This window comes from Sphingomonas cellulosilytica (assembly GCF_052321755.1).
Classification (GTDB): domain Bacteria; phylum Pseudomonadota; class Alphaproteobacteria; order Sphingomonadales; family Sphingomonadaceae; genus Sphingomonas.
Genome location: NZ_JBQRTT010000004.1, coordinates 361,597 through 380,205, shown reverse-complemented (window position 1 = coordinate 380,205; position 18,609 = coordinate 361,597). Strand labels below are relative to the sequence as shown.

The 18,609-nt window shown below is 69.5% G+C and carries 13 protein-coding genes, 1 tRNA gene and 1 pseudogene; 4 read left to right on the top strand and 11 right to left on the bottom strand.

Annotated elements, in window-relative coordinates; translation table 11 throughout:
• Window positions 1-6 precede the first annotated feature (6 nt).
• Window positions 7-903, bottom strand: coding sequence for a hypothetical protein (locus ACTZQ5_RS09270; protein ID WP_443584883.1), 897 nt, complete (start codon window positions 901-903; stop codon window positions 7-9).
• 64 nt (window positions 904-967) lie between these two features.
• Window positions 968-1,462: a biliverdin-producing heme oxygenase gene (locus tag ACTZQ5_RS09265; protein ID WP_443584882.1), complete on the bottom strand. Its 495-nt coding sequence runs from the start codon at window positions 1,460-1,462 to the stop codon at window positions 968-970.
• Window positions 1,463-1,789: 327 nt separating this feature from the next.
• Between ACTZQ5_RS09265 and ACTZQ5_RS09260 the strand changes: the two are divergent.
• From ACTZQ5_RS09260 to ACTZQ5_RS09250, 3 genes and pseudogenes are all read left to right on the top strand, one after another.
• Window positions 1,790-2,446 (top strand): annotated as a pseudogene (locus ACTZQ5_RS09260) (DUF47 domain-containing protein); the annotation flags it as partial.
• A gap of 3 nt (window positions 2,447-2,449) precedes the next feature.
• Window positions 2,450-3,451, top strand: a complete 1,002-nt coding sequence (locus tag ACTZQ5_RS09255; RefSeq protein ID WP_443584881.1) for an inorganic phosphate transporter — start codon at window positions 2,450-2,452, stop codon at window positions 3,449-3,451.
• 66 nt (window positions 3,452-3,517) lie between these two features.
• On the top strand, window positions 3,518-3,907 hold the full coding sequence (locus ACTZQ5_RS09250; protein WP_443584880.1) for an MAPEG family protein: 390 nt from the start codon (window positions 3,518-3,520) through the stop codon (window positions 3,905-3,907).
• 5 nt (window positions 3,908-3,912) lie between these two features.
• On the opposite strand, the gene ACTZQ5_RS09245 is transcribed toward ACTZQ5_RS09250, so the two are convergent.
• The 9 genes from ACTZQ5_RS09245 to ACTZQ5_RS09205 form a co-directional block, all read right to left on the bottom strand.
• Window positions 3,913-4,143: a hypothetical protein gene (locus tag ACTZQ5_RS09245; protein ID WP_443584879.1), complete on the bottom strand. Its 231-nt coding sequence runs from the start codon at window positions 4,141-4,143 to the stop codon at window positions 3,913-3,915.
• A gap of 94 nt (window positions 4,144-4,237) precedes the next feature.
• Window positions 4,238-4,311 (bottom strand) — tRNA-Gly (locus ACTZQ5_RS09240).
• Window positions 4,312-4,374: 63 nt separating this feature from the next.
• Window positions 4,375-6,105 carry an N-acetylglucosamine-specific PTS transporter subunit IIBC gene (gene nagE / locus ACTZQ5_RS09235; protein WP_443584878.1) on the bottom strand — a complete coding sequence of 577 codons (1,731 nt, stop codon included), beginning with the start codon at window positions 6,103-6,105 and terminating at the stop codon, window positions 4,375-4,377.
• Window positions 6,102-8,618 carry a phosphoenolpyruvate--protein phosphotransferase gene (ptsP, locus tag ACTZQ5_RS09230; RefSeq protein ID WP_443584877.1) on the bottom strand — a complete coding sequence of 839 codons (2,517 nt, stop codon included), beginning with the start codon at window positions 8,616-8,618 and terminating at the stop codon, window positions 6,102-6,104. Before ptsP ends, nagE begins: the two co-directional genes overlap by 4 nt.
• Before the next feature lie 191 nt (window positions 8,619-8,809).
• The gene (galA, locus tag ACTZQ5_RS09225) at window positions 8,810-11,707 is read right to left on the bottom strand and encodes a beta-galactosidase GalA (RefSeq protein ID WP_443584876.1); all 2,898 of its coding nucleotides are present in this window, start codon (window positions 11,705-11,707) and stop codon (window positions 8,810-8,812) included.
• Window positions 11,704-12,840 carry an N-acetylglucosamine-6-phosphate deacetylase gene (gene nagA / locus ACTZQ5_RS09220; RefSeq protein WP_443584875.1) on the bottom strand — a complete coding sequence of 379 codons (1,137 nt, stop codon included), beginning with the start codon at window positions 12,838-12,840 and terminating at the stop codon, window positions 11,704-11,706. The genes galA and nagA overlap by 4 nt, the downstream gene beginning before the upstream one ends.
• Entirely contained in the window at window positions 12,837-13,841 is a 1,005-nt protein-coding gene (locus tag ACTZQ5_RS09215; RefSeq protein WP_443584928.1) for an SIS domain-containing protein, read from the bottom strand. Before ACTZQ5_RS09215 ends, nagA begins: the two co-directional genes overlap by 4 nt.
• A gap of 49 nt (window positions 13,842-13,890) precedes the next feature.
• Window positions 13,891-14,628 (bottom strand): GntR family transcriptional regulator, encoded by a 738-nt coding sequence (locus tag ACTZQ5_RS09210; protein ID WP_443584874.1) that lies wholly within the window; start codon window positions 14,626-14,628, stop codon window positions 13,891-13,893.
• 86 nt (window positions 14,629-14,714) lie between these two features.
• On the bottom strand, window positions 14,715-15,482 hold the full coding sequence (locus ACTZQ5_RS09205) for a copper homeostasis protein CutC (RefSeq protein WP_443584873.1): 768 nt from the start codon (window positions 15,480-15,482) through the stop codon (window positions 14,715-14,717).
• Between the two features lie 262 nt (window positions 15,483-15,744).
• On the opposite strand from ACTZQ5_RS09205, the gene ACTZQ5_RS09200 reads away from it, so the two are divergent.
• The gene (locus ACTZQ5_RS09200; protein WP_443584872.1) at window positions 15,745-18,519 is read left to right on the top strand and encodes a TonB-dependent receptor; all 2,775 of its coding nucleotides are present in this window, start codon (window positions 15,745-15,747) and stop codon (window positions 18,517-18,519) included.
• The last annotated feature ends 90 nt before the right edge of the window (window positions 18,520-18,609 follow it).

Genomic DNA, 18,609 nt, shown 5'->3' with positions numbered 1-18,609 from the left:
TGCGCGTCACGCGAAGGTATCCGCGGCCGGCGGCCCGTCCAGATAGGCACTCCTCGGATCGGCGATCGGAAATCCGTGCGCCGCGGCGTTGGTCACCACCAGCCGGATATGCGTGTAGGTGCGCTGGCTGGTCGCGCGCGCCTCGTCGCTCTCCAGCCATCGCTCCGACACCAGAAAGCCCTGCTGCAGGCGGAGCACGGGGCCGCCCGTGCTGGTCAGGCGGGTCAATCGCCGCCGCACGGTCGTATCCGGCAGGCTCAGCACGCGGGCAATCACGCCGGCGCGTACCGCATGCCTGGGGCTGAGCCCGCCGGCGTCCGGCATCTGCGCCCACCGCTGCATGTTGGCATGCAGGATGGTGGAAAACAGCACGAGGTCGAGCCAGTCGTGATGGATGGCGCGATCGCTGTCGACGGTGGCGAGCATCACGTCGATCGCCGCGGCGATGCCGACATGGCTGTCGTAGGCGCGCGCCGTGCCGGTGACGGCGGGTAGCTCGCCCAGGCGGACCAACCCGTCTGCCATGCGGACGAAGCTGTCGTGCGACAGGCGCATCAATGCGGCGACATCGGGCCGTTCGAGCACGTCGGCGCGGACCATCACGCCGCTCCGGCCGCGTACGCACAATCCCGCATCGGTCATCGCGATCACGTGGCGGCGCACGGTTTCGAACGACCGCGACAGCGAAATCGCCAGCGAATGCGTCGAGATCGCCTTGGCCAGTGCGTTGCGCTGCAAGGTTTCGCGGACGATCAGGGAAAAGATCGCGAACCGATCGACGTCGCCGCGAAAGCTCCGCATGCCCGCCGCGATGATGCTCGTCTGCATCTCCGCGAGCAATCGCGTCACTTCGCCGACGTTCGAACCCATGCGCGACATTGCCTCCTGCGAGGCGTAGCGCATGACAGGTCGGATGCGACTTGCGTAGGCGGTGCGCGTTCATTCCCGCCATAATGAGCAATTTGCGTCAGCGCCGGCGCGTCTCCGCACCGTGCGACACCTCGGCGGCCGCGCGAGCGTAGAGGGCGAAGGCCGCCCGCGCGCCGGACAGCGCCGCCTGATGCCATGCGGGGTCGGCCGCGGCTGCGCGCGCCTCGATCGCGGCCAGCAGCGTCCGCCATTCGCCGGGACGATGCCGGTCGGCAAGGTAGCCGGCCGGCCAGCCCGCAGGCACGCTGCGCGCGAGCAGCTGGCCGCCCAGCCGCGATCCCTCGATCACATAGAGGGCACCCCAGCGCTCTCCCCCGTCGGCGGTGAAGGGCAGCGGGACGGGCAGGTCTGCGCCCAGTGCGCCCAGGTCGCTTGCCAGCGCCTCCGTCCGCCGCCGCCAGGCCGGCAGCGCATCGTCCGTCGGGACATCCAGCGCCCGCTCGATCGCAGGCAAGGCCCGGCCGTGCGCCTCCAGGAAACGGCGATAATCGGCCCGATCGTCGAGTGCGAAGCCGCCGAACCTGTCGTCCACCGCCTGGTGATCGGCTTCGGTCGCGGTGCGGAGCTGTTGGATGAAGGACGCGGTCGCTGACGGGATCGGGGGCATCGCCGGCGCATGCCCTGCCCGCCGCCAAGTGTCGAGATCGGGCGGCATCGTTCGCCGGCACGGAATCGTGCCGCATGCGAATCGACAAACCGTCACGGGATTGTCATGCATGGCGGCCATGGAGACGGCATCCATCCCCGTCCGGTTCGGAACGGTGGCCACGCCATGGCCGACCCGTTCCGATACGGCGCCTGGGCCAGATTGGGCTTGCGCGCCGCCTCGCCCCGCTCCATGCGCGCCGCGCCATTACTCGAAAGGTTTCTTATGGTTGCCTGGTTCCAGGCGCTGATGCCGAAACAGGGTCGGTTCTTCGAGCAGTTCGAGGCGCATGCCGCCACGCTGGTCGCCGGTGCCGACGCCCTGCAACGGCTGTTCAGCGGCGATGGCGCGATCGCGCAGCACATCGCGGAGATCGTCGATCGCGAGCACGAGGCGGACGATATCACCCGCGACGTCCTGCAGGACGTGCGCCGCGTCTTCGTGACGCCGTTCGACCGGTCGGCGATCACCGACCTGATCGGCGTGATGGACGATTCGATCGACCAGATGAACCAGACCGCGACCACCATCGCGCTGTACGAGGTGACGGAATTCGCCCCCGACATGCGCGAGATGGTGAAGCTGGTCGTCGAGGCGGCGCGCGTCACCGCCGAGGCGATCCCGCTGCTCCGCAAGCTCGACGCCAACGCGACGCGCCTCCACGACCTCACCGCGCGGCTGGTGCAGCTGGAGGGGCAGGCCGACGAGCATCACGCCCGCGGCCTGAAGGCCCTCTTCAAGGCGTGCGGCAACGACCAGCCGATGAAGTTCATCGTCGAGCGCGAGATCTACAGCCACCTGGAGCGCATCGCCGACCGGTTCGAGGACATCGCGAACGAGATCCAGGGTCTCGTCATCGATCACGCCTGAGCCATGACCATTTCCTTCACGCTGCTGGTCGCGCTGATCGGCGTCGCTTTGCTGTTCGACTTCCTGAACGGCCTGCACGATGCCGCCAATTCCATCGCCACGGTGGTGTCCACTCGCGTCCTGAAGCCGCATCACGCGGTGCTCTGGGCAGCGTTTTTCAATTTCATTGCCTTCGCCGTCTTCGGCCTCCACGTCGCACAGACCGTCGGCAAGGGCATCGTCGATGCGCAAATCATTGATCCGCAGGTGATCTTTGGCGCGCTGATGGGCGCGATCGCGTGGAACGTCATCACCTGGCGCTACGGCATCCCGTCGAGCTCCAGCCATGCGCTGATCGGCGGCCTGCTGGGCGCCGGCATCTCCAAGGCCGGCTTTTCCAGCGTCGTCTGGGCCGGCGTCGGCAAGACGGTGGCGGCGATCTTCCTGTCGCCGACCGTCGGCCTGGTGCTGGCGCTGCTGCTGGTGCTGCTCGTCGCCTGGACCTCGCTGCGGCTGACGCCGATGGGCGTCGACCGGCGCTTCCGCAAGCTCCAGCTCGTCTCGGCCGCGCTCTACAGCCTCGGCCACGGCGGCAACGACGCGCAGAAGACGATGGGGATCATCGCGGTGCTGCTCTACTCGCAGGGCATGCTCGGCGGCGAGTTCCACGTCCCCTTCTGGGTCGTCCTTTCGTGTCAGGCGGCGATGGCACTCGGCACGATGTCGGGCGGGTGGAAGATCGTGCACACGATGGGATCGAAGATCACCCGCCTCACCCCGGCGCAGGGGTTCTGCGCCGAAACGGGCGGCGCGATCACGCTGTTCATGGCGACGATGGGCGGCATTCCGGTATCCTCCACCCACACCATCACCGGCGCGATCGTCGGCGTCGGCTCCGCACGCCGCCTGTCGGCGGTGCGCTGGAACGTCGCCAGCCGTATCGTCGTCGCCTGGGTCGTCACGCTGCCGGCGGCGGGGCTGATCGGCGCCGCCTTCTACGAACTGGCGCTGCTGCTGTCCGCCTGACCGGCACCACGAGGGAGCCGCAGTGCCGCTCCCTCGTTACCCCGTCGAACCGATGGGGAGCATCCGATGCCTACCGAAATGACGCTGCTCGGTGCGTCCGTCGTCCTGCTGGTGGTGCATATCATGCTGCAGGGGCAGACGGCGACGCGGGACCGCGGCCTCGACTGGAACGCCGGTCCACGCGATGGCGAGGCGACACCGCTCGGGCCCCTCGCCGGCCGCGCTGCGCGGGCGCTGGCCAATTACCAGGAAACCTATCCCGCCTTCGTCGCGCTCGCGCTGGGCCTCGCCATCACCGGCCAGACCGGCGGCATGGGGGCGATCGGCGCATGGCTGTGGTTCCTCGCGCGGGTGGTCTACATCCCGCTCTACCTGCTGGGCGTCCGCTACGTGCGCAGCCTTGCCTGGGTCGCGTCGATGCTCGGCCTGCTGCTGATGCTGCTGCGGTTCTTCTGACGCGGCTAGCGTTCGGAGCGTGCCGAAGCTGCCGCATCGTCCGGCCGGCGATAGGTGAGCTTGGGCTGGCTCGACCAGCGGCTCATCAGCACCCGGATCAGCCCGCCCTCATGGAAATAGCGGCGGTGCCAGCGTGCGGATCGCCGCGCCCGATGGCGAAGATAGACGCCCCGCACGATGGCACCGGCGGCGAGAGCGGCCACCAGCCCGATCACGATGATCGCAACGTCCCTCATGTCGACCATCATATCGCACGATGCGCCGGGGATCACCATCCCGCCGCCGGTGCGGCACGGCATAAATCGTCACAGCGGCAGGGGGTTGCGGCGTTGGAGCGGGTGAAGGGAATCGAACCCTCGTCGTAAGCTTGGGAAGCTTCTGCTCTACCATTGAGCTACACCCGCGTGCCACGGCGCTGCCCGATCGACTAACCGCAGCCGGCCGGGGATGCAAGCGCCGTTGCGCGGTCAGGCCGGCATCAACAGGTGCAGCGTATCGGCACGCACCCAGGCGACGGCGCGCACGCCGGCCGCCAGAGCCGCCGCATCGACCTTCCCGGCATCGGCGACCACGACGCGCAGCCGGGTTCCGTGACGACTCACCGCGTCGACGTTGCCCGCTCCGCCGAGCGCGGGCAGCAGCGCTGCGGGCAGCGTCCCAGGCTCCACCACCGCGGCGGGTGCTGCCGGCGCGGCCGCGGGCATGCCCTGCCCCGCCTCCACCGCGGCCCGCATCTCCATAGCGAGGCCGTCGGCGATGCCGCCGACGATCACCTGCACCGCGGTCGGCGACGGGCGCAGCACACCGCGGGCGCCGAGCTGGCGCAGCCGTGCTTCGTCGATCGCCTGGGCGTCGGCGACCGCTAGGCGCAGGCGCGTCGCGCAGGCGTCGATCGCGTGGAGGTTGGCCGCGCCACCCAGTGCGGCGACGAACGCCGCCGCCTTGGCATCCGCAGCCACGGCCGGCGCGGCGGGCACGCCTGCATCGAGCGGCTCGCGGCCCGGCGTCGGCAGGTCGAAGCGGGTGATCGCCCACCGGAACAAGGTGTAATAGAGCAGCGCATACACCGCACCGATCGGGATCAGCAGCAGCGGCTTGGTCGCCTTGCCATAGTTCAACACATAATCGAACAGCCCGGCGGAGAAGCCGTAACCGAGCCGGACGCCAAACGCATTCATGATCGCTTCCGACAGGCCGGTCAGCAGCGCGTGAATGCCGTAGAGCACCGGCGCCAGGAACATGAAGCTGAACTCGATCGGCTCGGTGACGCCGGTCAGGAACGAGGTGAGCGCAAGGCTGAACAGCATGCCGCCCACCGCCTTGCGCCGGTCGGGCGCGGCGGCATGGTACATGGCGAGGCAGGCGGCGGGCAGGCCGAACATCATGACCGGGAAGAAGCCGCTCATGAAGCCGCCGGCGGTCGGATCGCCCGCGAAGAAGCGGGTCAGGTCGCCCGTCTTGCCGTGATAATCGCCGACGACGAAATAGGCGACGTTGTTGAGGATGTGGTGAAGGCCGGTGACGAGCAGCAACCGGTTGAGCACGCCAAAGGCGAACAGGCCGAAGCCGCCGGCAGCGACCACCCCACGGCTCAGCGCGTCAACGCCGGCGCTGATCGCCGCATAGCTCGGCCCCAGCAGGGCGCCGATGACCAGCCCGACGATGCCGGCGAGGATCGGCACCAGCCGCCGTCCGCCGAAGAAGGCGAGATATTCCGGCAGCTTGACGGTCGAGAAGCGATTGTAGAGCACGCCGCCGATCAGCCCGGCAATGATGCCGATCGGCACCTGCAACTTGTCGATCGCCGCCGCCTTCCACGCGGTCGTCAGCGTCGCCGCGATCGCATCCGCGCTGCCCGGCGGCACGGTGGCCGGCGGCGGCACCAGGAACACCTGGGCGGTGTTGGCGATCACCAGATAGGCGACGACGCCGCCCATCACCGCGGCGCCATTGCCGTCACGCGCGAAACCGGTGGCGACACCGATCGCGAACAGCAGGCCGAGATGCGCGAAGATCGCATCCCCCGCCGCACTGAGGAAAGACAGATCGGCGCCGATCAGCGCGCCGATATCGGGCTGCCCCAGACGCAGCAGCAGCCCGGCGACGGGCAGCACCGCGATCGGCAGCATCAACGCACGGCCGAGCGGCTGGAGGAAGCTCATCACGGACGCGCGTCCGCCGCTGGAGGATGCACTCATCGGCCGGACTCCTCGGCAAAACGGCGGGCTAGCGCGCGGACCTGCGGCGCCCCCGAGGCCGCCAGCGCCTCGCTGGCAAGCCCTTGCGCGGCGGCGAGCGTGAGGCCGGCGACCAGCGCCTTGGTGGCGGGCACGCGTGCCGGCGGCACCGACAGGGTCCGCACCCCCAGCCCGATCAGGATCGGCGCGGCGAGCGGATCGGCGGCAAGGCCGCCGCAGACGCTGACCGGCACACCGCGCGTCGCCGCGCCCTCGCACGTCATCCGGATCAGCCGCAGCACGGCGGGATGAAGGCCGTCGATCCCGGCCGCGAGCGCCGGATTGCCGCGGTCCATCGCCAGCACATATTGGGTGAGGTCGTTGCTGCCGACCGACAGGAAATCCGCATGTGCGGCGATGAGATCGGCGGTGGCGGCGGCGGCAGGCGTCTCGATCATCGCACCCAGTTGCACCGGGCCGATGCCGAGTTCGTCGCGCAGCCGATCGAGCGCGGTGCGCGTCGCCGACATTTCGTCGGCACTTGCCACCATCGGCACCATGATGCGGCAGCGCTCGACATCAGGCACGGCAAGGATCGCGCGCAGCTGATCGTCGAGCACGTCCGGCCGGGCGAGCGCGACGCGAATGCCGCGCAGGCCCAGCGCCGGGTTCTCCTCGGCCGGTATCTCCAGATACGGTGCAGGCTTGTCCCCGCCGACGTCCAGCAAGCGGATCACCACCGGCCGACCTGGCAAGCCATCGACGACACCGCGATATTGCTCCGCCTGCTCGGCCACGTCCGGCGGCGTGGTGCGGTCGAGAAACAGGAACTCGGTACGCAGGAGGCCGCAGCCCTCCGCACCCGCTGCCGCCGCGGCCTGCGCATCGGCGACCGAGCCGAGGTTGGCGTAGACATGGATCGCCACGCCATCGGCAGTGGCCGCCGGGCGGTCGCCCGCCGCGCGCGCCGTCGCTTCCGCCGCCGCGCGCGCTGCGATCGTCGCCTTCGCCTGGACCAGGCGATCGGCGGCAGGATCGGGGATCAGGATCGCCGCATCCGCATCCAGGATCAACGGCGTGCCATCCGCGATCACGCGGATCGCCTCACGAAGCGCCACCACCATCGGCACGCCCATGCCGGCGGCCAGGATGGCGACGTGCGAGGTCGGCCCCCCGCCCGCCACGGCGAAGCCGCCGATGCCGGTTCCGGCCAAGGCCGCGAGTTGCGAGGGCAGCAGGTCGTCCGCCAGCACGATCGCGCCGGCCGGTACGGTCAGCGCGGCGGGCGCGGTGCCGAGGATCGCGTGCACGACACGCAGCGCCACGTCGCGGATATCGTCCGCGCGCTCGGCGATACGCGCGTTGCCGGAGGCTCGCAGCTGCGCCTCCTGCGCCTCGGCGGCGGTCATGATCGCGGCGGCGGCGGACATGCCGTTGAGGATCGCCGCATCGGCACGGGCACGCAGATCGGGATCGTCCAGGATCGCGCGATGGGCGCCGAGCACATGGCTCATCTGGCCGCCCTTCGCCGCCGCGGCATCGAGCGCGGTGGCGACTGTGGCGAGGCCTTCGACCAACCTCGCCTGTTCGGCAGCGACGCCCTCGCCCCCGGTCGGCAAGTCGGGCACCGCGGCGCGCAGCCACGCCGCCAGGCCGACCGCCAGTCCCGGGGCGGCCAATACGCCGGCGATCGCGCCGGGCTCGGCGACGCTGGCGGGTGCGGGTGCGGGTGCGGGTTGAACGGCCGCGGTAGTGGGCGCGGCCGGTGCCGCCTCGACCTCGGCGGTCAGCAGCGCTTCGACGGTATCGAGGACCGCCGCCGTGTCCCCGCCTCGCGCCTGCGCGGTTACGGTGCTGCCATGGGCGAGGCCGAGCGACAGCAACGCCACCGGGCTTGCCGCCGATGCGGAGCGCTCGCCGCTCAGCAGCGTCACCTCGGCACCGCTCGCCCGCACCGCGGCGACGATCCGCGCCGCGGGTCGCGCATGCAGGCCATGCGGCAGGTGGACCGTCATCTCACGGCTCACGCCTTCGTCGGTGTTCGCTGCGGCGATGGTGCCGCCCTGCCCCGCGACGATGCGCACCAGTGGCTCGCCGACGGCGATGAGCCGGTCGTGCGCGGGATCGACCAGCGTTACCTCGGCGCCTTCCACGACGATCACCGGCGTCACCGCCGCCGATGCACCCTGCACCACGGCGTCGAGATCGAAGCGGATCAGCGGATCGCCCGCGCGCACCCGATCGCCCACCGCCACCAGCGGCGTGAAGCCCCGCCCGGCCATCGCCACGGTGTCGATGCCGACGTGCATCAGCAGCGTGACGCCCGCCGCCGGCGCGCCGACCTGCAACGTCACTGCGTGCCCCGCGGCGTGCAGCGTCGCGACGGTGGCATCGCACGGTGCATGCAGCGTGTCACCGATGGGATCGATGGCGAGGCCCGGCCCCATCATGCCTTCGGCGAAGACCGGGTCGGGAACGGCGGCCAGCGGCAGGACCCATCCGGCGAGTGGCGCCACCAGCTGCAAGTCGGTCATCTACGCCTCATACCCCGTAACCCGTCGTGCAGTGTATCCTACGCCGCTGCACTGACAATACCTATTGCATACCATTGCGTGACAATCGTGCGACGGTCAAACCGATCGAACGACACGCTTTTTTGTCGGCAGCGTGTCGCAAGGTGCATGCGCCTTGCTCTGCGGCGCAAGCCACGCAGGACATTCGACGATCATCGCCCGATCGCGACCGGCCCCAGAATACCCGAAGGCTGGCCGGGCTGAGGCCGGACGATCAGGACGATGATCCGCTCGCCCGAGCCCGGCGGCAGCACCGCCTCGATCGCTCCGGGCGCAGCCTGCGTCTTGGTGGCGAGCTTGCGGCCGTCGACCCACAGGTCCGCCGCGCCGGCAACGCTGGCGAAGGCGATCGCGCCGCCGTTCGCCGCAACGGCGCGGACCGGCCTCACCTTGGCACGGTACACGTGCCAGCCGCCCTGCGGCTCCGCGGGCGTCGGCGTGCCGCTGCGGACGAACGCCCAGCTGTTGTTGTCGCCATCCGCCGGTGCGAGCGACGCGTCGGGCCGCGCCGCCAGCAACGGCGATCGCCGCCAGGCATCGATGGTGCGCGCCGCCTTGGTCGGGGCGAGTTGCGGCGGCGGGGTGGCGGCGAGCCGGTCGATCGACAGCGACGCCGGCTTCATGCCCGGCCCGGTCGCCCGCATGACGATCCGCCCGCGCGGCGCCGCATCCGCCTCGACGATCACCTGCGCCAGCCCGTTGAACAGCGATCGCGCATCGCCCTTCTCGGGCTCATGGCTGTTGGGATCGCCATTGCCCAGGCCGATGATCGTCGCGCCCTGCACGGCGAAGCGGACCGGCAGATTGGCGGTCGGCACGTGGCGGCCACGCGCGTCGATCGCATCGACGGTGATCGGCTGCACGTCGACGCCGTCGCCGGCCATCACGCGCCGCGCGGGCGTCAGCCGCAGCGCGACCGGCGGCCCCGCCGTCTCATGCCCGGCGCGCGCCACCTCGCGGCCGCCGCGGAAGGCGATCACCTCCAGCGTGCCGGGCGCATAGGCTATGGTGAAGCTGTTGCCCATCAGCCGGTCGACCGCGGCCTCACCCACGGTGCGGCCGTTGAGCTTCAGCACGATCCGCTCGGCGTTGGACAGCACGAGCACCGGCACCGGCTGTCCCTCCCGTCCCGGCCACGTCCAGTGCGGCGCCAGGCCGACGACGGGGGCATCGTCGACCCAGCCGGCGCGATGGATGTCAAAGGCGGTCTTGCGGAATCCGCAGAGGTCGAGGATGCCAAAGAAGCTGGATACCGTCGGCCAGGCATAGGGCGTCGGCTCGCCATGATAGTCGAACCCGGTCCACACGAAGCCACCGGCGACGAACGGCCGCCGCGCGATCTCCGCCCAAGCCTGCCGATGGGTCGCGCCCCAGGATGTCGCCTCCTCGTCCATCGACGAGATGACGTGCGCCTTGGGATCGCTGACGAACGCGCCGCGCGTCTCATAGGCGCTGGTGTCTTCCGAGCTGGTGATCGGCTTGGCCGGGTTCAGCTGGTGGAAGCGGTCGTAATCGCCCTGATAATAGTTGAAGCCGACCACATCGACCACGCTCGACACGTTTTCGGGATCGAAGAACGATCCGTTCATCGCCGCGGTCACCGGGCGACTGTCGTCGAGGCGGCGCACCGCCGCGGCCATCCGCCGGACCATCTCGACGCCGGCATGCGTGCCCTGCATCGGCTCCTCGTTGAAGACCGACCACAGGATGACGCTGGGATGGTTGCGGTCGCGCCGCACCAGCCATTCCAGCTGCGCGATATAGTCTGGCGACGGATTGAAGTTGCGGTTCTCGTCCATGACGAGGAAGCCCATCCGGTCGGTGAGCGCCAGGAACTCGGCGGCAGGCGCATTGTGCGAACAGCGGATCGCGTTGCAGCCCAGCTCCTTCAGCCGTTCCAGCCGCCACATCAGCAGCGTGTCCGGGACCGCAACACCGACGCCGGCATGGTCGAGGTGCAGGCACACGCCCTTCAGCTTGACGGACTGGTCGTTGACGAACAGCCCCTTGTCGGCATCGAACCGGATGGTGCGGAAACCGACCTCGACGCGGCGCGCGTCCACCGCGCGGCCGTCACGCTCCAGCGAGACCGCGACGGTATACAGCGTCGGCGTCTCCACCGACCACAATCGCGGCGCCGGCACGGTCAGGCTGGCGTGCAGCGCCGCGCTGTCGAGCGGGGGCACCGCGACCGGGTCGGACCGCACGGTGGCGATCGTCCGCCCGTCCGGATCGATCAGGCTGGCGACCGCGCGCACGCTGGCCGGTGCCGCCTCCGTCGAGCGGGCGGTCACCGTCACCGGCACGTGCCAGCCGCCATCGCCGTGCCGCGGATCGCAATGCACGCCGTCGGTTTCGATCGACACCGGCGCGCGCGTCGCCAGCCAGGCATGGCGGTAGAGGCCGGCGCCTTCGTACCACCAGCCCTCCATCGCATCGGCATCGACGCGGATCGCGACGACGTTGACCTGGTCGCCATAGCGCGCGAACGGCGTGATATCGGCGTAGATGCTGTTGTAGCCGGACCAGTTGCGATCGACGACGCTGCCGTTGATCCAGATCGCGGCATTGGTGGCGATGCCGTCGAACTGCAGTTCCAGGTACTGGCCGCGCGCCGCCGGATCGAGGCGGAAGGTGCGCCGGTACCAGCCGATGCCGCGCGGGCGATAGCCCTGCGACGGATTGGCGCTTTTTACGAACGGCTGGAACGACGCCCAGTCGTGCGGCAGCGTCACCGCCCGCCAGTCGCTGTCGTCATAGTCCATCGCCGCCGCGCCGACCGCGTTGCCGGCCTTCGACCGGCGATAGGTTTCCTCATGCGTCGTCGCCGGCGGCACCAGGATATCACCCTCGTGGAACAGCCAGCCCTGGTCGAAGCTGACGCGCGACGGATCGCCGACCGGCACCGGCCGCGGCAGCGTGTCGCCGGGCAGCGGCATCGGCAGCGCGCCGTAGCGCGTCCGCGGCGCGGCGGCAGAAGCGATGCCCGGCATGCCCAGCGTCAGACCGGCACCGGCGGTTCCCAGAAGCTGCCGCCGGTCGATCGTCATGCCTGCACCCCTCCGATATAGGTCGCCACCGGGGCCATCGCGCCGGTCAGTTGCACCCAGTCCGCCCTCAGACCGACGGCGAGCGTTCCCCGCTCCGCCTCCAGCCCCAGGAAGGCGGCGGGATTGCCCGCCGCAAGGCGCGCGGCCACCGCCGGCTCCAGCCCGAGCATGCCCATGGCGTTGGCGACCGCCGCCGCCATGTCGAGATCCGATCCGGCGAGCGTCCCGTCCTCATAGGAGCAGATGCCGTCGCGCACGCGGATCTGCCGCCCCTGCAACACGAAGTCCTTGGTCTCCGCGCCCACCGACGACATGGCGTCCGTGACCAGCATCATCCGCTCGTGCCCGCGCGCCTTCAGGGCGATGCGCAGCACCGCCGGCGCGACATGGACGCCATCGACGATCAGGCCGCACCACGGCCGCGGATCGTCGAGCGCCGCGCCGACCAGTCCGGGGGTGCGCTGCACCATCGGCGGCATCGCGTTGAACAGGTGCGTGATGCCGCTCAGCCCCGCATCGAACGCGGCGAGCGCGGCGTCATAGGGCACCTCCGTATGGCCCGCGCATACCCGCACGCCGGCATCGGCCAGCCGGGCGATATCGTCGCGGTGCGCGAGTTCCGGCGCCAGCGTCACGATCACCTTGCCCCGCCGCGGCCGCGACAGCAGCTCCACCATTGCGGCATCGAGCAGGCGGAAGCGCGAGGGATCGTGGATGCCCTTGCGCGCGACGTTGAGGAACGGCCCCTCGATATGCACGCCGACGACGCCGGGCACCTCCGCCTCGATCGCCGCATCCACCGCGTCCAGCGCCATGGCGATGCGATCGGGCGAATCGCTGATGAGCGTCGGCAGCAGCGCGGTGGTGCCGTAGCGCGCATGCGCCTCGGCGATCGCACGCACGCCGGCAACGCTCGTCTCGTCGTTGAACAGCACGCCGCCGCCGCCGTTCACCTGCGTGTCGATGAAGCCGGGCATCACCCAGCCGCCGTCCAGGTCGATCGCGTCCTGCGCATCGCCGTCGAGCGGCCGGATGGCGGCGATGCGCGTGCCGGTGACGACGATCTCGGCACCACGCCAGACCTCTCCGGCCACGACGACATGGCCGTTGGCGAACCGATGTGCCGCGCTCATAGCGTCCGCGTCACCTTCGCGAGGTGCGGCGGCTGATCGGGATCGAGCCCGCGGCGGCGCGACAGCGCCTCGGCCAGGCCATAGAAGCTCGCGAGCATCAGGATCGGCTGCACCGCCGGATGCGCCTGGAGCGCCGGCAGCGTCGCCTGCGCATCGCCGGCATGCGCCGCCAGCACGGTCGCGCCACGCCCGGCGAACGTCTCCGCCACCGCCATCACATCATCGCCCGCCGCATCGGAGGTGGCGAGCGCCAGCACCGGGAAGCCGTCGCCGACGATCGCCATCGGCCCGTGCCGCACTTCGGCGGCGCTGAACGGTTCGGCCTGCATCTGGCAGGTTTCCTTCAACTTCAGCGCGCATTCCTGCGCGACGCCGAAGCCATAGCCGCGCCCGATCACGAACATCTGTCGCGCATCGGCCAGCGGCTCGACCCCCGCGCTCCAGTCCAGCGCCACGGCCTGGCGCAGCTGCTCGGGCAACTGCCCGACCGCCGCCTGCAAGGCCTCGTCACCGGACCAGGCGGCAACCAGCGCGGCCAGCCCCGCCATCGCCGCAATGCAGGATTTGGTCGCCGCCACCGACCGCTCCGGCCCCGCGCTCAGCGCGAGCAGCGTGTCGGCCATCCCGGCGAGCGGCGAGCCTTCGTCGTTGACGAGGGCGACGACCTGCGCACCCGCCTTCGCATGTGCCTCGACGGTGGCGAGCAGGTCGGGGCTGCGCCCGGATTGCGAGATCGCGATGCACAGGGCGCGGCGCGTCGCCACCGGCGCGTCGAACAACGACACCACCGAAGGCGCGGCCGAGGCGACGGGCGTGCCGATCATCGTCTCGATCAGATACTTGCCGTACATCGCCGCATGGTCCGACGATCCGCGCGCGCAGGTGACGACCACATCGGGCGCCTCGCCGCGCAACCGTCCGCCTAGCGCCGCAAAAGCCGCGGCGTTGCGCTCCAGCAGCCGCGCGACGGTATCGCCCGCCTCCAGCGTCTCGGCCCGCATCAGCGTGGCGGTGGTTGCGTCGATCGTCACTGAACCCCCTTGGCAATCATCAGGTATCGGCGAGCTCGGCCACGAAATCGTAGCTGTCGCCGCGGTAATAGGATCGGGTGAACTCCACCGCCCGCCCGTCGCGCAGGAAGCCGCGACGTTCGATCAGCAACCCGGGCGATCCCGGATCGACGCCGAGCATGCGGGCATGATCGCCGCCGAACGGCACCGCGCGCAGGCGCTGCAAGGCCCGCACCGGGCGATGCCCGGCATCGGTCAGCGCCGCATAGAGCGAGGTGTCGACCGCATCGACGGAGGGCAGGCAGAACCCCGCGATCGTCGACAATTCCAGCGCCATCGGCACCTCGTCGGCAAAGCGCAGGCGCTGGAAGCGATACACCGGCGCGCTCGGCGACAGGGCCAGCGCCATGGATTCCTCCGGGCTGACGGTGCCGACCGCGCGCGAGATCCAGGCGCTGCTCGGCTCACGGCCGCGCGCGATCATGTCTTCGGTGAAGGAGGACAGCTTGCTGAAATTCTTCTCGACGCGGCCCGCGACGAAGGTGCCGGCACCGCGGCGGCGGGTCAGCAGCCCCTCCTCCACCAAGCCCTCGATCGCCTTGCGCACGGTGATGCGCGACACGCCGTAATCAACCGCCAGATCGCGTTCGGCGGGGATGGCGTCGCCACGCGTGATGACCTCGCCGCCGATCGCGTCGCGGATCAGCTGCTGCAATTGCAGATAGAGCGGCGAGGGATTGTCGGTGCGGAATCGCCCCACCCTGCTCACGAAACTCATCCTCGACTCCCTCTTCTGCCTACCGTGGTGCTAACCGGTGCCACGGCTGACAGAACAGCGCCAGTAGCGCCCCCTGACGCCAGACCCTACAATTGTCCTAGATTGGACTTGTCGTCAATCGGTTCCCGCAGACCGCGCACCAGTGAAACGCTGGTTGTGCGCGGGTGCGGACCGAAACCGAAACGGTCGTTTTCGATCACCGTGACCGCCTCGCTCGCCGAACCGTGCACCGCGGCGACGCCGGTCGCGGCCACCAGCGCCGCGACATTGCCGGGCGCGACGCCCGCACCGGCCATGATCGTGCAGCGCCCCGCCGCCCGCTCCACCATGCGCGCGATCGTCGCCGCCCCCTCGGGTGCGCTGCGCGCGCCTCCAGAGGTCAGGATATGATCGAAGCCGAGCGCCACGGCGACGTCCACCGCCGCGACCGGATCCGCCACCACGTCGATCGCCCGGTGCAGGGTCAGCGGCACCTCCGCTCCCAACCCCGCACACCACTCCTGCAACGCGGCCGTCGCCAACGCGCCCCCGTCCGTCGCCCCGAAGACGAGGCCCTGCACGCCCGCCGCGATCAACGCCCGCGCCTCCCGTGCAGCGAGTGCCAGATCCGCGGCATCGTAAGCGAAATCGCCCGGCCGCGGCCGCACCATCGCCCGCACCGGCACGCCCGCCGGCACCGCCACCTCCAGCACCCCCGCGACCAGCCCCGCCGACGGCGTCAGCCCGCCGAGCGCCAGCGCGCTGCACAATTCGATCCGATCACACCCGCCCGCGATCGCCGCCATCGCGCCCGCGACGGATTCGACGCAGATTTCCAGGGCGACCGCGCCAGTGCGCCGCGCGCTACCCACCATAGTTCACCTTTCCTTCGCCACATGGGTACCAACGCGCGCCACCGTTTCACGGCTCACCTCGCAATCCAACCGTTTAGCCTCCGCGCACGCAATTATAGAAAATTTATTTATGGCTTTTGGTCTGGATTGGTTACAAAGGTCCGCATCGGTGCCAGCGCAAACGTCTCAAAAAGAGGCAGGCGGCATCGACCTGCTGCCGGCTTTCAGCAGAACGGGATCGGGGGGGCATGCAGCCGGGCGTGTTCCGTAAAGGGAGCAACGCATGCGACTTCGCCACCTCATCCTCGTCACCACCGCACTCGCCGGCTGCGCCGGCATCGCGCAAGCCCAGGATGCACCCACCGCCTCGCCCGCGGGCAGCGGCGCGCCGCAGGCCACCGATGCCGCGGATGAAGGCGACATCGTCGTCACCGGCTATCGCGGCAGCCTGCGCGAGGCGATCAACGTCAAGCGCAACGCCAATGCCGTCGTCGACGTCATCACGGCAGAGGATGTCGGCAAGTTCCCCGACCGCAACGTCGCGGAATCGCTGTCGCACATCCCGGGCGTCAGCATCGACCGCCGCTTCGGCGAGGGCGAGAAGGTCGCGATCCTCGGCACCGACCCCGCGCTCAACCGCATGCTGCTCGACGGCCACGCCCTCGCATCGGCCGACTGGGGCGGCAACGACAACGATCCGTCCAGCCGTACCTTCAACTATTCGCTGCTCGCCCCCGAACTCGTCGACCGGCTGGAGGTCTACAAGTCGCCCGAGCCACGTATCGAGGAAGGCAGCCTGGGCGGCACCGTGATCGTGCGCACCCGCCGCCCGCTCGACCTCAAGGCCAATGCCATCTTCGCCTCGGGCGGCTATTCGTACAACGACCGTTCCGACAAGGGGAACGTGCGTGCATCGGGGCTCTACAGCTGGAAGAACGCGGACGAGACGTTCGGCGTCCTCGTCGCGGCGACCTACGACAAGCAGAACCTGACCCGCGCCGGCGTCGAATTCTTCGGCTACGACAATGTCGCGCCCAATGCCGACGGCACCTACAACAGCCCGTTCGTCAACCGCGCCGCCAACGGCACGCTGAGCCTCAAGAGCCCCGGCGCGACCATCACCGGCGGCACCATCGCCGACCTCTACAAGGCGGCGTCGCCGTTCGGCATCAACTACGCCTATTTCCAGCAGCAGCGGCAGCGCGCCAGCGTGACCGGCACCGTCCAGTACCGTCCGCGCCCCGACCTCACCTTCACCCTCAACGGCCTGCACATCGACGGCAATTACAACAATTACAGCCAGTCGATGTACACGATCCCCGGCGCATGGACCGGCAGCGTGCTGCAATCGGCAACGGTCAGCAACGGCGTCGTCACCGCGGCCAGCTTCGGCGCTGCGCCCAGCCAGAGCGCACAGCTCGACACGCTCGTCCGCCGCACCAAGCTGAAGACCGACAACATCAACCTGTTCGCCGATTGGGAAGGCGACAACGGCGCCAAGGTCGCCTTTTCGGGCGGCTGGTCGAAGGCGACCGGCGGCCGCAATCCCGAATATCTCTTCAACGTGCAGACCAAGCTGCCCTTCAGCTATGCCTTCACGCCCAATTCGGCGACGGTGAACTTCACCGGCGACCTGACCAACCCGGCGAACTATTTCACCAACCCCAACAACAATCCGGCCCAGATCGAAGGGCGGCCGGTCATCATCAACGGCACGCAGCTCAACGCCGCGCAGATCGGCGGGCTGGACTACAGCGTCACCACCGACCGCGATATCTTCGGCGGGTATGACGCGACGGTGCCGGTCGGCTGGGGACCGTTCAACCAGATCCTGCTCGGCAGCCGCGTCACCGACCACGTCAATCGCGTGGATGCGCGCGGCATCAACACCTATCTCACCACGTCCCGCACCGCCAACCAGCTGGGCGTTCCGACGCTGACCACGCCCGACGGCACGTTCAGCGGCAGCGGCGGCATGGGCAATGCCACCAAATATCTCAACCTGCCCGATCAGGCGGTGATCGACATCCTGGCGAATGCGATCAACAGCCCGCTGGTGACGAAGGTCGGCGCCTCGACCAAGGTGCGCGAGACGGTGATCGCCAGCTACGTCCAGGCGAACTTCGATCAGGGGCCGGTCCGCGGCAACCTCGGCGGGCGGCTCGTCTACACCCGCGACGTGTCGAACTTCGCGACGACGCCGAGCGCGGTCGCCAACCCGCAGCCGGTCCCGACCCGCGTCGCGACCGATTATCTCAAGCTGCTGCCGAGCTTCAACATCGCTTATTCGATCTCGCCCAAGGTCATCGTCCGCGGCGCGGTGGCAAAGGTGATCGCGCGTCCCCGCTATCAGGATCTCGCCGCGGCGACCTCGCTCAACGACATCACGCTGGATGGCGGCGGCGGCAACCCGAACCTCAAGCCCTATGAATCGTGGAACTACGAGCTGACCGCCGAATGGTATCCGCGTGCCGGCACGCTGCTCGCGGTCGAGCTGTTCCGCCGCGACATCCGCAACTACATCATCGCCTTCCGCCAGAACGTCGATTACTTCAACGCGCTGCAGAACCGCATCACCACCTACAACGTCAGCCAGCCGATCAATGGCGCCAAGGCGACCGTCAACGGCGTGCTGGTGTCGGGTCAGGCGGAAATCTGGGGCGGGTTCGGCCTCCAGGCGAACTATACCTATCAGGACAGCGACACCTCGTCGGTCGACGTGACCGGCACGGTGCTCAACCTGCCGTACCTGTCGAAGCACACCGTGAACGTGATCCCCTATTTCGAGAAGGGGCCGTTCCAGGCGCGGGTCAGCTATAACTACCGCACCGCCTATTTCCGCACGATCGGCCGCCTCGGCTCGCGCGAGATGGTCGCACCGTACAACCAGCTGGATGCGTCGGCGTCGCTCAACCTGCTCGACGGCGTGGTCCTGAGCGTCAACGCGCAGAACCTGCTCGACGAAACCTACCTCCAGTACAATGCCACGCCCGACCGCCCGACCGCTTTCTACAAGAACGGGCGGACCTTCTCCGCGGCATTGTCGTTCCGCATGTAACCTTTCCCCGAGCGGGCGCGCGTCCCCTCGCGCGCTCCGGCCTCCCCGGCTGCCGTATCACGCGGCGGCCGGGGATTTTTTTGCGCTCGG

Bases quoted from the DNA above. Each gene is read 5' to 3' on its own strand.
- ACTZQ5_RS09270 (WP_443584883.1), bottom strand. From the start codon at position 903: ATGCGCTACGCCTCGCAGGAGGCAATGTCGCGCATGGGTTCGAACGTC.
- ACTZQ5_RS09255 (WP_443584881.1), top strand. From the start codon at position 2,450: ATGACCATTTCCTTCACGCTGCTGGTCGCGCTGATCGGCGTCGCTTTG.
- ACTZQ5_RS09250 (WP_443584880.1), top strand. From the start codon at position 3,518: ATGCCTACCGAAATGACGCTGCTCGGTGCGTCCGTCGTCCTGCTGGTG.
- ACTZQ5_RS09245 (WP_443584879.1), bottom strand. From the start codon at position 4,143: ATGAGGGACGTTGCGATCATCGTGATCGGGCTGGTGGCCGCTCTCGCC.
- nagE (WP_443584878.1), bottom strand. From the start codon at position 6,105: ATGAGTGCATCCTCCAGCGGCGGACGCGCGTCCGTGATGAGCTTCCTC.
- ptsP (WP_443584877.1), bottom strand. From the start codon at position 8,618: ATGACCGACTTGCAGCTGGTGGCGCCACTCGCCGGATGGGTCCTGCCG.
- galA (WP_443584876.1), bottom strand. From the start codon at position 11,707: ATGACGATCGACCGGCGGCAGCTTCTGGGAACCGCCGGTGCCGGTCTG.
- nagA (WP_443584875.1), bottom strand. From the start codon at position 12,840: ATGAGCGCGGCACATCGGTTCGCCAACGGCCATGTCGTCGTGGCCGGA.
- ACTZQ5_RS09215 (WP_443584928.1), bottom strand. From the start codon at position 13,841: ATGCGGGCCGAGACGCTGGAGGCGGGCGATACCGTCGCGCGGCTGCTG.
- ACTZQ5_RS09210 (WP_443584874.1), bottom strand. From the start codon at position 14,628: ATGAGTTTCGTGAGCAGGGTGGGGCGATTCCGCACCGACAATCCCTCG.
- ACTZQ5_RS09205 (WP_443584873.1), bottom strand. From the start codon at position 15,482: ATGGTGGGTAGCGCGCGGCGCACTGGCGCGGTCGCCCTGGAAATCTGC.
- ACTZQ5_RS09200 (WP_443584872.1), top strand. From the start codon at position 15,745: ATGCGACTTCGCCACCTCATCCTCGTCACCACCGCACTCGCCGGCTGC.